This window comes from Micromonospora fulviviridis (assembly GCF_014648395.1).
Classification (GTDB): Bacteria; Actinomycetota; Actinomycetes; order Mycobacteriales; family Micromonosporaceae; genus Micromonospora; species Micromonospora fulviviridis.
On the sequence record NZ_BMRA01000005.1, the window covers coordinates 242,735 to 257,036 of the forward strand.

Annotated in this window: 13 protein-coding genes; 4 read left to right on the forward strand and 9 right to left on the reverse strand. The window is 72.8% G+C overall.

The features are described from left to right. Positions 1-61: 61 nt before the first annotated feature. Both IEY96_RS15325 and IEY96_RS15330 read left to right on the forward strand, forming a co-directional pair. Positions 62-1,768, forward strand: a complete 1,707-nt coding sequence (locus IEY96_RS15325) for an ABC transporter ATP-binding protein (protein WP_189195474.1) — start codon at positions 62-64, stop codon at positions 1,766-1,768. After that, positions 1,765-3,510, forward strand: coding sequence for an ABC transporter ATP-binding protein (locus IEY96_RS15330; protein ID WP_189195475.1), 1,746 nt, complete (start codon positions 1,765-1,767; stop codon positions 3,508-3,510). The genes IEY96_RS15325 and IEY96_RS15330 overlap by 4 nt, the downstream gene beginning before the upstream one ends. Positions 3,511-3,560: 50 nt before the next feature. On the opposite strand, the gene IEY96_RS15335 is transcribed toward IEY96_RS15330, so the two are convergent. The 9 genes from IEY96_RS15335 to IEY96_RS15375 form a co-directional block, all read right to left on the reverse strand. Further along, complete coding sequence (locus IEY96_RS15335; RefSeq protein ID WP_189195476.1) at positions 3,561-4,298, reverse strand: DUF4142 domain-containing protein; 738 nt, start codon at positions 4,296-4,298, stop codon at positions 3,561-3,563. Between the two features lie 124 nt (positions 4,299-4,422). Continuing rightward, positions 4,423-5,604, reverse strand: a complete 1,182-nt coding sequence (locus tag IEY96_RS15340; protein ID WP_189195735.1) for an ROK family protein — start codon at positions 5,602-5,604, stop codon at positions 4,423-4,425. 25 nt (positions 5,605-5,629) lie between these two features. Next, complete coding sequence (locus IEY96_RS15345; protein WP_189195477.1) at positions 5,630-6,889, reverse strand: sugar ABC transporter permease; 1,260 nt, start codon at positions 6,887-6,889, stop codon at positions 5,630-5,632. Further along, the gene (locus IEY96_RS15350) at positions 6,886-7,695 is read right to left on the reverse strand and encodes an ATP-binding cassette domain-containing protein (protein WP_107077350.1); all 810 of its coding nucleotides are present in this window, start codon (positions 7,693-7,695) and stop codon (positions 6,886-6,888) included. The genes IEY96_RS15345 and IEY96_RS15350 overlap by 4 nt, the downstream gene beginning before the upstream one ends. 111 nt (positions 7,696-7,806) lie before the next feature. Further along, positions 7,807-8,907, reverse strand: coding sequence for a sugar ABC transporter substrate-binding protein (locus tag IEY96_RS15355; protein WP_189195478.1), 1,101 nt, complete (start codon positions 8,905-8,907; stop codon positions 7,807-7,809). A gap of 215 nt (positions 8,908-9,122) precedes the next feature. After that, positions 9,123-9,602 carry a Cys-tRNA(Pro) deacylase gene (gene ybaK / locus IEY96_RS15360; protein ID WP_189195479.1) on the reverse strand — a complete coding sequence of 160 codons (480 nt, stop codon included), beginning with the start codon at positions 9,600-9,602 and terminating at the stop codon, positions 9,123-9,125. A 47-nt stretch (positions 9,603-9,649) separates the two neighbouring features. Then, positions 9,650-10,864 carry a THUMP-like domain-containing protein gene (locus IEY96_RS15365; RefSeq protein WP_189195480.1) on the reverse strand — a complete coding sequence of 405 codons (1,215 nt, stop codon included), beginning with the start codon at positions 10,862-10,864 and terminating at the stop codon, positions 9,650-9,652. A 43-nt stretch (positions 10,865-10,907) separates the two neighbouring features. Then, positions 10,908-11,099, reverse strand: coding sequence for a DUF397 domain-containing protein (locus tag IEY96_RS15370; protein WP_189195481.1), 192 nt, complete (start codon positions 11,097-11,099; stop codon positions 10,908-10,910). Then, entirely contained in the window at positions 11,090-11,890 is an 801-nt protein-coding gene (locus IEY96_RS15375; protein ID WP_189195482.1) for a helix-turn-helix domain-containing protein, read from the reverse strand. Before IEY96_RS15375 ends, IEY96_RS15370 begins: the two co-directional genes overlap by 10 nt. Positions 11,891-12,227: 337 nt before the next feature. On the opposite strand from IEY96_RS15375, the gene groES reads away from it, so the two are divergent. Next, complete coding sequence (gene groES / locus IEY96_RS15380) at positions 12,228-12,536, forward strand: co-chaperone GroES (RefSeq protein WP_012015047.1); 309 nt, start codon at positions 12,228-12,230, stop codon at positions 12,534-12,536. Positions 12,537-12,606: 70 nt separating this feature from the next. Continuing rightward, positions 12,607-14,250: a chaperonin GroEL gene (gene groL, locus IEY96_RS15385; protein ID WP_189195483.1), complete on the forward strand. Its 1,644-nt coding sequence runs from the start codon at positions 12,607-12,609 to the stop codon at positions 14,248-14,250. The last annotated feature ends 52 nt before the right edge of the window (positions 14,251-14,302 follow it).

Consider the following 14,302-nt stretch of genomic DNA (forward strand, 5'->3'; position numbering starts at 1 on the left):
GCCTGACCGGCGGGAAACTGGTTGGCGTCCCCCCGGGCCCGGGACCTAGCGTCGGGTGGTCATGCGTTTCTCACCCGCCGGCGATCCCGGCACCCCCGACGCCCGGTCCGCCACCCGTTACCTGGTCTGGCTCGCCGGTCGGCACCCGCTGCTCTTCGGCGGCGCCATCGCCCTCGGTGTCACCTGGATGCTGGCCCAGGCGCTGATGCCGGCCGCCGTCGGCCGGGCCATCGACGCCGGCCTGACCCACCGCGACCCGGACGCCCTGCTCCGCTGGGGTCTCGTCCTGCTCGGGCTGGGCGTCGTCCAGGCGACGACCGGCATCCTGCGGCACCGCTGCGCGGTGCACAACTGGCTCGGCGCCGCCTACCGGACCGTGCAGGTCACCGTGGACGCCACCAACCGGCTCGGGGCCGCGCTGCCCCGCCGGGTCGCCGCCGGCGAGGTGGTGAGCATCGGCACGGCCGACATCGAGCACATCGGCAGCGCCGTGGACATCACGGCCCGGGGCACCGGCGCGGTGGTCGCCATCGCCGCGGTGTCGGCGATCCTGCTCACCGCCTCGGTGCCGCTCGGCCTCGTGGTGGTGCTCGGGGTGCCGCTGCTCATGGCGCTGGTGGCGCTGCTGATCCGGCCGCTGCACCGGCAGCAGGCGGCGTACCGGGACTCGACCGGCGAGCTGACCGCCCGGGCCGCGGACATCGTCTCCGGGCTGCGGGTGCTGCGCGGGGTGGGCGGCGAGCCGATGCTGGGCGCCCGCTACCGGGAGCAGTCCCAGGCGCTGCGGGCGGACGGCCTGCGGGTGGCCCGGGTGGAGTCGCTGATCCAGGCCGCGCAGATCCTGCTGCCCGGCGTCTTCGTGGTGCTGGTGACCTGGCTCGGGGCCCGGTTCGCGCTGCGCGGTGAGATCAGCGCCGGCCAGTTGGTCTCCTTCTACGGCTACACGGCGTTCCTGGTCAGCCCGTTGCGCAACCTCACCGAGGCGGCCGACAAGCTGACCCGGGGGCACGTGGCGGCCCGCCGGGTGGTGCGCCTGCTCCGTCTCGCTCCCGAGTTCACCGAACCGGCCCGCCCGGTGCCGGTGCCCGAGGGGCCGGGCGAGCTGGTGGACGTCCGCTCCGGGCTGGTGCTGCGGCCGGGCCGGCTCACCGCGCTGGCCGCCACCGCGCCCGAGGACGCCGCCGAGATCGCCGACCGGCTCGGCCGGTACGTCGACGGGGACGTGACGCTGCACGGCGTACCGCTGCGGGAGGTGGCGCTGGCGACGGTGCGCGAGCGGATCCTGGTGGCCGACAACGACGCGCAGCTGTTCAGCGGCGCCCTCCGCACGGAGCTGGACCCGCGCGACCGGGGGGATCACCACGCCGTCGAGGCGGCGCTGGTGGCGGCGAGCGCCACGGACATCGTCGAGGCGCTGCCCGGCGGCCTGGACAGCCCGGTCGCCGAGCGCGGCCGGGAGTTCTCCGGTGGGCAGCGGCAGCGGCTGCGGCTGGCCCGGGCGCTGGTCGCCGACCCGGAGACGCTCATCCTGGTCGAGCCGACCAGCGCGGTGGACGCGCACACCGAGGCGCGGATCGCCGACCGGCTCGCCGCCGCCCGGCGCGGCCGGACGACGCTGGTGTGCACCACCAGCCCGCTGGTGCTCGGCCGCGCCGAGCACGTGGTCTTCGTGGAGGACGGCAAGGTGGTCGCCGAGGGTCGCCACGACGAGCTGCTCGCCGCCGAGCCCCGGTACCGGGCCACGGTGAGCCGGGAGGAGGACCGGTGAGCAACGCCCTGCCCGTCGCCGACGCGCAGCAGGTCCGTCGGTACGCGCGGGAGCTGGCCCGCCGGCACCCGCGCGGCCTGGCCGCCGCGCTCGGCCTGCACGCGCTCGCCGCCGCGGCCGGCCTGGTCGCGCCCCGGCTCCTCGGCGACCTGGTCGAGGGGATCTCGCGCGGCGTCGGCGCGGTCACCGTCGACCGGGTCGCCCTGGCCATCGCCGGCTTCGTGGTCGCCCAGTCGGTGCTGGTCCGCTTCGCCCACCTGGCCTCGGCCCGGCTCGGCGAGCGGGTCCTCGCCGAGCTGCGCGAGGAGTTCGTCGACCGGGTGCTCGCCCTGCCGCTGTCCACCGTGGAGCGGGCCGGCACCGGCGACCTGCTCACCCGCACCTCGCGGGACGTCGCCGCGCTGTCCCGGACGGTCCGCTTCGCCGCCCCGGAGACGCTGATCGCGGCGGTCACCGTGCTGCTGATCCTCGGCGCGCTGCTGCTGACCGGCCCGCTGCTGGTGGTGCCCTGCCTGATCGCGGTGCCGATGCTGGTCGCCGGCACCCGCTGGTACCTGCGCCGGGCGCCGGCCGGCTACCTGCGGGAGAACGCCGCGTACTCCGACATCACCGACGGGATCAGCGAGACGGTCGAGGGGGCGCGGACCACCGAGGCGCTGCGCCAGCAGGCCCGCCGCCGGGCCCGCACCGACGCCGACATCCGCCGGTCGTACGCGGCCGAGTACTACACGCTCAGCCTCCGGACGGTCTTCTTCCCCGTCGCCGAGATCGGCTACCTGCTGCCGGTGGTCGGCACCCTGCTGCTCGGCGGCTGGTTCTACCTGGAGGGCTGGGCCAGCCTCGGGCAGGTCACCGCCGCCACCCTCTACGCCCAGCTGCTGGTGGACCCGGTCGACCGGCTGCTCTCCTGGCTCGACGAGTTCCAGGTCGGTGGCGCCTCGCTGGCCCGCCTGCTCGGTGTGGCCGCCGAGCCGGCCGACGCCGCCGCGCCGCCCGACCGGCGGCCGGTCAGCGACGACGGGCGGCTCGCCGCCCACGACGTCCGGTACGCGTACCGCGCCGGCCACGACGTGCTGCACGGGGTGACCCTGGTGCCCCGGCCGGGGGAGAAGCTGGCCATGGTCGGCCCGTCCGGCGCGGGGAAGTCCACCCTGGGCCGGCTGCTGGCCGGGGTGCACGCGCCGCGCGCCGGTGCGGTGACCGTGGACGGCCGGCCGCTGTCCGGGCTGCCCCTGGCCGAGCTGCGCACCCACGTCGCGCTGGTCAGCCAGGAGCACCACGTGTTCATCGGCACGCTCACCGACAACGTGGCGATGGTCCGCCCGGACGCCGGCCCCGCCGAGGTACGCGCGGCGCTGGCCGCGGTCGACGCCCTGGACTGGGCGGAGGCGCTGCCGGACGGCCTGGACACCCGGGTCGGCGCCGGCGGGCACCCGCTCTCGCCGGCCCAGGCGCAGCAGCTCGCGCTGGCCCGGCTGGTGCTCGCCGACCCGCACACCCTGGTGCTGGACGAGGCCACCTCGCTGATCGACCCGCGGGCGGCCCGGGCGTTGGAACGCTCGCTGGCCGCGGTGCTCCAGGGTCGGACGGTCATCGCCATCGCGCACCGGCTCTTCTCGGCGCACGACGCCGACCGGGTGGCGGTCGTGGAGGACGGCCGCATCACCGAGCTGGGGTCGCACGACGAGCTGGTCGCCGCCGGTGGCTCGTACGCCGCCCTCTGGCGGTCCTGGCACGGCTGAGCGAAAGGCCCCCACCGGACACCGGTGGGGGCCTCGTGCGTGTGGCGCGGTCAGGAGCGGCGCAGCAGCCGCCAGGTCGCGTACCCGCCGGTGGCCAGGGCGAGCAGGAAGACGGCCCACACCACGGTGGTGCTGACCTGGACGCCGCCGCTGCTGCCGACGTTGGCCCCGGCGGCGGCGATCAGCGAGTCGCTCTGCGCCGGGGGCATCGCGGGAGGCGGGAGCTGCTGCCAGCGGACCAGCCCGGTGCTCTCCAGCATCAGCATGTGGTTGGTGACGAAGGTGTTGGTCTGGTCGGCGAGCTTGCGCACGATCGGGTCCCGGGTGCTGGCCCGGACCGCGCCGATCACCGGGAAGATGTTGCCGTGCGCGACCCGCAGCCGGGTCACGAAGATCTGGTCGAACTGGGCGCCCGTGGCGTTCTGCATCTCGGTCAGCCAGCCCTGCTGCTGGGTGGTCGGTGTGGTCGGCAGGGTGGCGCCCAGCTTGTTCGCGGCCTCGACCACGAGCTGGTCCAGGACGCCGTGCTGCCGGGCGATCTCCGCGCCGATCTCTCGTACCCGCTTCGACTGGCCCTTCTCGGCGGCCATCTGCCCGGCCGGCATCTCCCAGAGCCCGGCCAGTCGTACCCCGTTGAGCAGCGTCATGTCGGCGGCGTTGAGCTGCACGCCGGGCGCGGGAGCGGCCAGCGCCGCGCCGGGCAGGACGCCGACGCCCGCGGCGAGCGCGACGAGCAGCAGGATCACCCGGTGCGCCAGCCGGCGGCCTGCGGATTCCAGCGGTGCCATGGTTGCGGTGCCTCCTCGGTCCGGACCGTACGCGGGATGGCGCGGACGGCCGCCCCCGCGGCCGTCCGTCCGCCCACTGGTACGGATCACGACCCGATTCAGTTCACCGGAATCCGGGAGCCGGTCAGCCGACGTCGAGCGGGTCGGCGAGGAGGCGTTCGAAGGCCAGTTCGGCGGCGCCGATCAGCGCCGCGTCGTCCCCGAGCTTCGGGGTGCGCAGCCGCACGTGCTCCAGGCAGGCCGGCAGCCCGTTGGAGTTGAGCCGGCTGCGTACCTGGGCGGCGGCGGCCAGGTAGAGGTCGCGCATGGTGCCGCCGAAGATGACCATCTCCGGGTTGAAGATGTTGACCAGGTTGGCGACGCCGAAACCGAGCCAGTCGCCGGCCTGCCGCACCGCGGTCTGGGCGCGCGCGTCGCCCCGGTCGGCGGCGTCGAAGAGGGCCAGCAGCGCCTCCCGGCCCCGGGCGTCGGAGCGTCCGGCGGCCCGGAGCAGCCCGTGCTCGCCGATCTCGGTCTCCCAGCAGCCGCGCCGCCCGCAGTCGCAGCGCACGCCGTCGCGGACCACCACCATGTGGCCGACCTCGCCGCTGTAGCCGCCGTGCCCGGTGAGCCGCCGCCCACCGGCGATGATGCCGGCTCCGACGCCGACGTCCCCGTACAGGTAGATGACGTTGTCGCAGCCGGCCGCGACGCCCCGGGCGTGCTCGGCGAAGGCGGCCACGTCGGCCACGTTGCCCACCGTGATGGGCACGTCGACGCCCAGCTCGGCGGCGAGCGCCGCGCCGATCGGCTCGTCCACCCAGCCGGTGGTCGGGCTGAGCCGGACCAGCCCGTCCTCCCGACGGACCATGCCGCAGACCGCCACCCCGGCGCCGACGCAGATCGAGTCGGGCGGCACCGCCCGGTGCATCTCCCGGACCGCGTCGGCCAGCAGCGGGGCGGCGTCCCCGGCGACCAGGTTCCGCGGCCGTTCCAGCTCCCGGCGGTCGAGCACCTCACCGCCGAGCCCGACCCGCGCGGCCCGCAGCCGGTCCACCTCGATGCTGTACGCGTACGCGTAGACCCGGGCCGACTCGGGCCGGACGACCAGCGACGGTCGTCCGGCCCGGCCGGTCTCCTTCGGCGTCCCCTCGCTGACCAGACCGGCGCCGGCCAGGTCGGCGGTCAGCGCGCCGATGGTGCTGCGGTTGAGACCGAGCGCGGTGGTCAGCTCCGCGCGGGTGGTGGCCCCGCGTACGTGCACGTAGCGGAGCAACGCGCCCAGGTTCTGCCGACGGATCTCGTCCTGGCTCGGGCCCGCGCGCATCGCCACCGTCATGTCCGTACCGGGTTCAGCGGGTGCCGGTGGCGGCCGAGCGGCGCCGCGACAGGGCGTCGACACCGGCGGCGAGCATGAGCACCGCGCCCGTGAAGATGTACTTCAGGCCGGAGCTGAGGTCCAGCAGTCCCATGCCGTTGATGATGACAGCCACCACGGCGCCGCCGAGCACCGCGTTGATCATTCGGCCCTTGCCGCCGAAGAGGCTGGTGCCGCCGATGACGGCCGCGCCGACCGCGTAGAGCAGGACGTTGCTGCCGCCCGTGTTGGGGTCGACCGACCGGTCCTTGCTGGCGGCGATGATGCCACCGATGGCCGCCATCCCCGAGCAGATCACGAAGGCGGAGATCTTGATCCGGTCCACGTTGATACCGGCCCGCCGCGCGGCTTCCGCGTTTCCGCCGACCGCGTAGAGGTGCCGACCGTACGCGGTGCGGTTGAGCACGAACGTCCAGAAGACCAGCAGGACCGCGATGATCGGCACGACCACCGGCATGCCCTTGTTCGACGAGATCAGCGTGTTGATGCTGCGCTCCTGGTTGAGCACGTAGACGGCGAAGCCGATCAGCAGGGCGACCCCGGCGATGCGGGCGCCCACCACGGCGACCGGGTCGGTGACCAGGCCGCGGGCGGCCCGGTTCCGGTGCCGCAGCAGCTGCGCGGCGGCGTACCCGAGGATCGCGACGGCGGCCAGCAGCCAGCCGACGGCCGGCGGGACGCGGCCGTTCTCGATGCCGACGATCACGTCGTCACCGATCGAGATGTTGGTGCCCTCCTTCATCAGCAGCAGCACCACACCCTGGAAGGCGAGGAATCCGGCCAGGGTGACCACGAAGGAGGGGATGCCCACCTTGGCCACCAGGAAGCCGAGGGTCAGGCCGATGACCACGCCGGTGGCGAGGGCGGCCAGCACCGCCACGTACCAGGGGTAGCCGAGCACGCTGACGACGTTGGCCAGGATGGCCGCGCACACGCCGCTGGCGAAGCCGGCGGAGAGGTCGATCTCACCGAGCAGCAGCACGAAGATCAGGCCCATCGCGATCACCGTGACGGCGGCGCCCTGGGTGAAGAGGTTCGCGAAGTTCGCCGCGGAGATGAAGACCGGGCGCACGATCGCGAAGACGACGCAGAGCACGACGAGGCCGATGACGGCGGGCAGGGAACCGAGGTCGCCGCCGCGTACCCGGGCAATGTAGTTGCGGACGTGGTCGGCGACGGCGGGCGTGGGCGTGACGGCCGCCGGTCCGTCCTTCTTCACAGCGGTGGTGGTCATCGAAGGGCTCCCGGGGTCGCGTCGGCGGGCTCGCTGCCGTTGCCCGACCCGGCGCCGAGGCCGAGGTTGCCGGAGCGGCCGGCGGTGATCAGCTCGACCACCTGCGAGTGAGTGATCTCGGTGGTCTTCACCTGGGCGACCATCTGGCCGAGGTAGAGCGCGGCGATCCGGTCGGAGACGGCGAAGACGTCGTTCATGTTGTGCGAGATGAGCACCACGGCCAGGCCCTTGTCGGCCAGCCGGCGGACCAGCTCCAGCACCTGGGCGGTCTGCGCGACGCCGAGCGCGGCGGTCGGCTCGTCCAGGATGACCAGCTTGCTGTTCCAGAGCACGGCCTTGGCGATGGCCACGGTCTGCCGCTGCCCGCCGGAGAGGCTGGACACGTGCTGGCGCAGCGACTTGACGGTGCGGACGCTCAGCCCGGCGAGGGTCTCGGCGGCCAACTGCTCCATGGTCGGCTCGTCCAGCACCACCCCGCTGCGCTTCTCCCGGCCCAGGAACATGTTCTGCACGATGTCGAGGTTGTCGCAGAGCGCGAGGTCCTGGTAGACCACCTCGATGCCGAGCCCGGCGGCGTCACGCGGGTTGTGGATGGTCACCGGTCGCCCGTCGAAGAGAACTTCGCCGGCATCGGTGGGGTAGATGCCGCTGATGCACTTCACCAGGGTCGACTTGCCGGCGCCGTTGTCGCCGACCAGCGCGGTCACCTCACCGGGATGGGCCGAGAAGGCGACGTCGCGCAGAACCTGGACGGGACCGAAGCTCTTGTCGATCCCGCGTAGCTCCAGCAGGGGGGTCGCGGACACGGGGGTCTCCTTTGGACGGAGGGGAGATCTCGGAGCCCGTCCGTGGCGTGCCGCCCGGCACGGTGGTGACCGTGCCGGGCGGCGTCGCCGGAGCGGGTTGTGGGGGACGGGTCAGCTGATGCCGGCGTCGGTGCAGAGCTTCGCGTACGCCGCGGTGCAGAGCTCTTCCTTGGTGACGAAGCCGTCGGCGATGACGTCCTTCACGTTGTCCTTGTAGATGGCCTTCGGGGTGAGCAGGACGGCGGCCACGTCACGGCCACCCTCCGGGTCCTTGACCGTCTGGCCGGTCTCCTTCTTCTCGCCCTTGGCCAGCGAGATCGCCAGGTCCGAGGCGGCCTTCGCCTCCTCCTTGATGGCCTTGTAGACCGTCATGCACTGGTCACCGGCGAGGATGTTCTGCAGGCCCTGGACGGTGGCGTCCTGGCCGGTCACCGGCACCTTGCCGTTGAGCTTGTTCTTCTTCAGCACCGAGATGGCCGCGTTGCCGAGACCGTCGTTGGCGGCCAGCACGCCGTCGATCTTGCCCTTCTTCTGGGTGAGCATCTGCTCGAAGATCACGCCCGCCTGGGCGTTGTCCCAGTCCGGAACCGACTGGTCCGGGCCCTTCTCGTACTCCTTGGAGTCGAACTTCGGCTTGAGCACCGAGTCGTACCCGTTCTTGAACAGCGTGGCGTTGTTGTCGGTGGGGGAGCCGTTCAGGTAGGCCACGACGGGGCTCTTGGCGCCCTTGTCGGTCAGGCACTTGCTCAGGCCCTCGCCCTGGAGCTTGCCGACCGCCTCGTTGTCGAAGCTGACGTAGTACTGGGCGGAGCCGCCCAGGGTCAGCCGGTCGTAGTCGATGGTGGCGACGCCCTGCGACTTGGCCTTCTCCAGCACGGCCTTGCCGGTGCCGGAGTCCAGGTTGACGATCATCAGGGCGGTGACGCCGCTGGTCAGCATGCCGTCGGCGATGGTGGAGAAGGCGGACTTGTCGCCCTGGGCGTTCTGGATGGTGTAGTCGACACCGGCGGCCTTGAAGGCCTCCTCCAGGAACTTGCGGTCCGCGCCTTCCCAGCGGGCGGAGGACTTGCTGTCCGGGAGGATCACGCCGATCTTCGGCTTCTTGTCGGTCGAGCCGCCGGCCTGGTCGGAACCGCCGTTGTCACCGCAGGCGGCCATGCTGCCGGTCGCGAGAAGACCGACGGCCGCGAAAGTGAGGAAGCCCTTGCGCATGTGCATGGGTCCTTTCGGGGGTTGGGGGAGTTGTCGGTGGTTTGTTGTGTCCGGCAACGTATTCCTCCCGTCCGGACAGGCGCAAGAGAGCCGAGGTCAGAAGTTTGTTGGCGGCGGTAACAATTCAGCAACGCAACTGACACCCGACCGTCATCGCGTGGAGAGCGCTCCCCGGCCCGCGTGCGGAAACGCTCCCAGCCGCGTCGACGGGCGGTTCAGCCGGCGGCGATCGGCGCGGTGACGGCCCCGGTCAGGGCGACCAGGTCGGCCGGGGCGAGTTGCAGTTGCAGACCCCGGCGCCCCGCCGAGACGTAGACCGTCGGATGCGCCAGCGCGGAGGCGTCGAGGACCGTGGGCAGCCGCTTGCGCTGGCCGAGCGGGCTGATCCCGCCCCGGACGTAGCCGGTGGCCCGCTCGGCGACCGTCCGGTCCGCCATGGCCGCCCGCTTGCCGCCGACCGCGGCGGCGAGGGCCTTGAGGTCCAGCTCTCCGGTGACCGGCACGACCGCCACGGTCAGCCCGCCGTCGACCTCGGTGACCAGCGACTTGAACACCCGGGCCGGCGGCACCCCGAGGGCCGCCGCGACCAGCGCGCCGTAGTTCGGCGCGTCCGGCGAGACGTCGTACGGGTGGGTGCTGTGGGCGATCTTGCGCTTGGTCAGCAGTGCCGTCGCCGGAGTGCCCTGTCCCGCCATGAGCGACAAGCTAACCGGCCGCCGCCGGCAGGGCGAGCCGAAAACCGTCAGGCGGGAACCGGCCGGCAGATCAGCACGGTCGGGGCACCGGCAACTCGGGTCAGCACCAGGCTGGCCGCCTCGCCGCCGGCCAGCTTCAGGTCCCGGCGCAGCTTCTCCGGTTCCAGCGCCGAGCCGCGCTTGAGGATCTCCACCCGGCCCACCCGGCGCTCCCGGAGCAGGGCGCGCAGCCGCTTCAGCGAGAACGGCAGCACGTCGGTGATCTCCAGGCAGCGGGCGAACGGGGTCGGCCGGGCCTCGTCGCCGTAGAGGTAGGCGATGCTCGGGTCGGCCAGCGTCGCGTCGAGGTCGCCGGCCAACTCGGCGACCAGGTGCGCGCGCACCACCGCGGGGTCCGGGTCGTACAGGAAGCGGCGGGGCCGGCCCACCGGAGCCTCGGCGTCGCCGCTGCCGGTGAGCGGGAAGGCGCGGGCCTCCGCTCCGGCGACGGGCCCTTCCTTCTCCCGCAGCAGGGTGGCCCGGCGGGGCACCTGCGCCAGCGCGCCGCACCAGAGCGCCGCCTCGACCAGGTCGCCGTCGACGCTGACCCACTCCGCCTCGGCGCCCGCCGGGATCAGCGCGTGGTCCAACCCCGGGGCCACCTTCACCACGGTGTGCGGCACCCGCTCGGCCAGGCCGGTGACGAAGTCCCAGGGCGGCGAGTAGGCGCTCGGGTCGAAGATCCGCCGGCCGGTGCCGGCCTTCCGGCGGGCCGGGTCGCAGAAGACCCCGTCGACCCGGGTCACGTCGAACGCCGTGGCGTCCCCGATCTCCACGGTGAACAGGTCGGCCAGCCCGGCGGCCTCGGCGTTCGCGGCTGCCATCGCGGCGGTCAGCGGATCGGCCTCGACGCCGTACACCCGGATGCCGGCGCGGGCCGCGGCGAGCGCGTCGGCCCCGAGGCCGCAACCCAGGTCGGCGAGGGTGGCGACGCCCGCCGCACGCAGGCGTTCCGCCCGGCGCCGCGCGACGACGCCCCGGGTGGCCTGCTCCAGGCCCGCGCGGGTGAGGAACATGCCGCGCGCCGCCGGGCCGAACTTGCCGGTCGCGCGGAGGCGCAGCTCCGCCTGGGTCAGCGCCGCCGCCGCGAGCCCGGCCGGCACGCCGGCGGAGCGGAGCGCGGCCGCCGCCGTCAGCGGGTCGCCGCCGGCCACCCGCGCCGCCGCGTCGAGCGCGGCCGACCCCTCGGGGGTACGCAGGGCGGCGAACTGTTCCAGGTCCACCCGGGCATTCTCCCGGCCGCCCGAATCGGCCGGGACGGTGGTGTCAGCGAGAGGTGGGGGTGGCGGCCACGAAGGCGCGCCAGCTCGCCGGGTCGAAGGTGAGCACCGGGCCGCTCGGGTCCTTGCTGTCCCGGACGGCGACGATGCCGTTCAGGTTGTCGGCGACCTCGACGCAGGCGCCGCCGTTGTTGGTGCTGCGGGTGGCTTTGCGCCAGGTGGCGCGGCTCAGGTCCATGATTTCGCCACTTCCTCGATCAGCCGGGCGGACTGCCGCCGTGGCAGCGCCTCACCCGTCACAGCTTCCCAGCGCCGTTCGAGGGCGGCAACGTCGTTCGGGCTGTCCACGGTCTGCCCGCGAAGCTGGTTGTCCAGGTGGACCAGCTCGGCGCCACTCTCAAGCCGAGCCAGGATGAACGATCCGCCGAGCCCGGTGTGCCAGGGAGCGTCGGCCGGCACGACCCGTACCTGGACGTTGGGTTCTGCGCCGGCGGCCAGCAGGTGCTGTAGCTGCTCCCGCATGACGGCCCGGTCACCGATCTGCCGGCGCAGCGCGCACTCGTCCAGCACCGCGATGAACACCGGACGCAGACCGCCGGTCAGGACCGCCTGCCGCGCGAGTCGGGCCACCACCCGCGCCTCGACCTCCTCGGCGGTCAACTCCCCGCCCAGACCGAGCATCGCCCGGGCGTATCCCTCGGTCTGGAGCAGGCCCGGAATGGCGGTTGCCTCACACCAGCGCAGCACCGACGTCTCCCGCTCGATCTCCTCCCACGGGCGGAACCAGTCGGGCGCGGCGTGGAAGCGGATCAGCTCCAGCATGGTGGCGAAGAGGCCGCCGGTGTCCAGCACCCCGTCGACCCGGGCCAGGTAGTCCGGCCGGACCGGCCGGTCGCCGGTCTCCACCGCGCTCACCTGCGACGACGAATAGTTCACCAGCTTGCCCAGCTCCTCCTGGCTGAGCCCACGCGCCTGCCGCGCCCGCCGGAGCTGGTCGCGCAGGAACGTCAACGTCGGCACCTGGGTCATCCGGCCCTCCTCCCTCGACGGCTACGGTCCCGAACGGTATGGAGCCGGTCACCGTGCGTCGAGGTGCTCCGGGCATGTTGCGGTGACGTGTGGCGGAACTGTGGCGACACGGAACGCGGCGCGTTGGCACTCTCCTTGACGGAGTGCTAGCCGAGGAATAACCTGCGATTAGCACTCTCACCCTGAGGGTGCCAACGCCCGGGCCCTGGTGTCCGGGGGTTGAACGCCAGGCGGACCGGCACCCGCGACGACGGCCCCGCCCGGTGGCATGTGGCAGATTGACGCCGGTCGGCGCGCCGACCGGCAACGACACCAAGTACCCCAGGAGGGTATGCCCGTGACTACCGCGACCAAGGTTGCGATCAAGCCGCTCGAGGACCGCATCGTGGTCCAGGCGAACGAGGCCGAGACCACCACCGCCTCGGGCATCGTGATCCCCGACACCGCCAAGGAGAAGCCGCAGGAGGGCACCGTCCTCGCTGTCGGCCCGGGCCGGATCGACGACAAGGGCAACCGCGTGCCGATCGACGTCAAGGTCGGCGACACCGTCCTCTACTCGAAGTACGGCGGCACCGAGGTCAAGTACGCCGGCGAGGAGTACCTGGTGCTCTCCGCCCGCGACGTCCTCGCGGTCATCGAGAAGTAAGCAACCGATCAGTGTCGTTGCCCCGGTCCGGCTCGCCGGGCCGGGGCAACGTCGCTTCGAAGGGATACAGATGGCGAAGATCCTGAGCTTCTCGGACGACGCCCGGCACCTGCTGGAGCACGGTGTCAACGCCCTCGCGGACGCGGTCAAGGTCACTCTCGGCCCGCGCGGGCGCAACGTCGTCCTGGACAAGAAGTTTGGTGCGCCCACGATCACCAACGACGGCGTGACGATCGCCAAGGAGATCGAGCTCACCAACCCCTACGAGAACCTCGGCGCGCAGCTGGTCAAGGAGGTGGCGACCAAGACCAACGACGTCGCCGGCGACGGGACCACCACCGCGACCGTGCTGGCCCAGGCCATGGTCCGCGAGGGCCTGCGCAACGTGGCCGCCGGCACCAACCCGACCGGCCTCAAGCGGGGCATCGACGCGGCGGCCGCCAAGGTCTCCGAGGCGCTGCTCGGCCGGGCCGTCGAGGTGGCCGACAAGGAGTCGATCGCGCACGTGGCGACGATCTCCGCGCAGGACGCCACCATCGGCGAGCTGATCGCCGAGGCGATGGAGCGGGTCGGCCGCGACGGTGTCATCACCGTCGAGGAGGGCTCCGCCCTCACCACCGAGCTGGAGGTGACCGAGGGTCTCCAGTTCGACAAGGGCTTCATCTCGCCGAACTTCGTCACCGACGTGGAGGGGCAGGAGGCGGTCCTGGAGGACCCGTACATCCTGATCACCACGCAGAAGATCTCGGCGATCGAGGAGCTGCTGCCGCTGCTGGAGAAGGTCCTCCAGAACAACAAGCCGCTGCTCATCATCGCCGAGGACGTCGAGGGCCAGGCCCTGTCCACGCTGGTGGTCAACGCCATCCGCAAGACCATCAAGGTCTGCGCCGTGAAGGCCCCCGGCTTCGGTGACCGCCGCAAGGCGATGCTCCAGGACATGGCGATCCTGACCGGCGCCGAGCTGGTCGCGCCGGAGCTGGGCTACAAGCTCGACCAGGTCGGCCTGGAGGTGCTCGGCACCGCCCGCCGCGTGGTGGTCGACAAGGAGAACACCACGGTCGTCGACGGTGGCGGCCAGGCCGCCGAGGTCGCCGACCGGGTCGCCCAGATCCGCAAGGAGATCGAGGCCTCGGACTCCGAGTGGGACCGGGAGAAGCTGGCCGAGCGGCTGGCGAAGCTCTCCGGCGGCATCGCGGTGATCAAGGTCGGCGCGGCCACCGAGGTCGAGATGAAGGAGCGCAAGCACCGCATCGAGGACGCCATCTCGGCGACCAAGGCCGCGGTCGAGGAGGGCACGGTCCCGGGCGGCGGCGCCGCCCTGGCCCAGATCCTGCCGGTGCTCGACGACGACCTGGGCTTCACCGGTGAGGAGAAGGTCGGCGTCTCGATCGTGCGCAAGGCGCTGGTCGAGCCGCTGCGCTGGATCGCCCAGAACGCCGGTCACGACGGCTACGTGGTGGTGCAGAAGGTCGCCGGCCAGGAATGGGGCAACGGCCTCAACGCCGCCACCGGCGAGTACGTCGACCTGGTCAAGTCCGGCATCCTCGACCCGGTGAAGGTGACCCGCAACGCGGTCTCCAACGCCGCGTCGATCGCCGGCCTGCTGCTCACCACCGAGAGCCTCGTGGTGGAGAAGCCGGAGAAGGCCGAGCCGGCCGCCGCCGGTCACGGCCACGGCCACGGGCACGGCCACCAGCACGGCCCGGGCTTCTGATCCCGCGCCGTACGGCCTGACGTCAGGGCACACCGCCATCCGGCGGTGTGCC

Excerpts from the sequence above, each read along its gene's own strand:
- IEY96_RS15325 (WP_189195474.1), top strand. The coding sequence starts at position 62 with ATGCGTTTCTCACCCGCCGGCGATCCCGGCACCCCCGACGCCCGGTCC.
- IEY96_RS15335 (WP_189195476.1), bottom strand. The coding sequence starts at position 4,298 with ATGGCACCGCTGGAATCCGCAGGCCGCCGGCTGGCGCACCGGGTGATC.
- IEY96_RS15340 (WP_189195735.1), bottom strand. The coding sequence starts at position 5,604 with ATGCGCGCGGGCCCGAGCCAGGACGAGATCCGTCGGCAGAACCTGGGC.
- IEY96_RS15345 (WP_189195477.1), bottom strand. The coding sequence starts at position 6,889 with ATGACCACCACCGCTGTGAAGAAGGACGGACCGGCGGCCGTCACGCCC.
- IEY96_RS15355 (WP_189195478.1), bottom strand. The coding sequence starts at position 8,907 with ATGCGCAAGGGCTTCCTCACTTTCGCGGCCGTCGGTCTTCTCGCGACC.
- ybaK (WP_189195479.1), bottom strand. The coding sequence starts at position 9,602 with ATGGCGGGACAGGGCACTCCGGCGACGGCACTGCTGACCAAGCGCAAG.
- IEY96_RS15370 (WP_189195481.1), bottom strand. The coding sequence starts at position 11,099 with ATGGACCTGAGCCGCGCCACCTGGCGCAAAGCCACCCGCAGCACCAAC.
- IEY96_RS15375 (WP_189195482.1), bottom strand. The coding sequence starts at position 11,890 with ATGACCCAGGTGCCGACGTTGACGTTCCTGCGCGACCAGCTCCGGCGG.
- groL (WP_189195483.1), top strand. The coding sequence starts at position 12,607 with ATGGCGAAGATCCTGAGCTTCTCGGACGACGCCCGGCACCTGCTGGAG.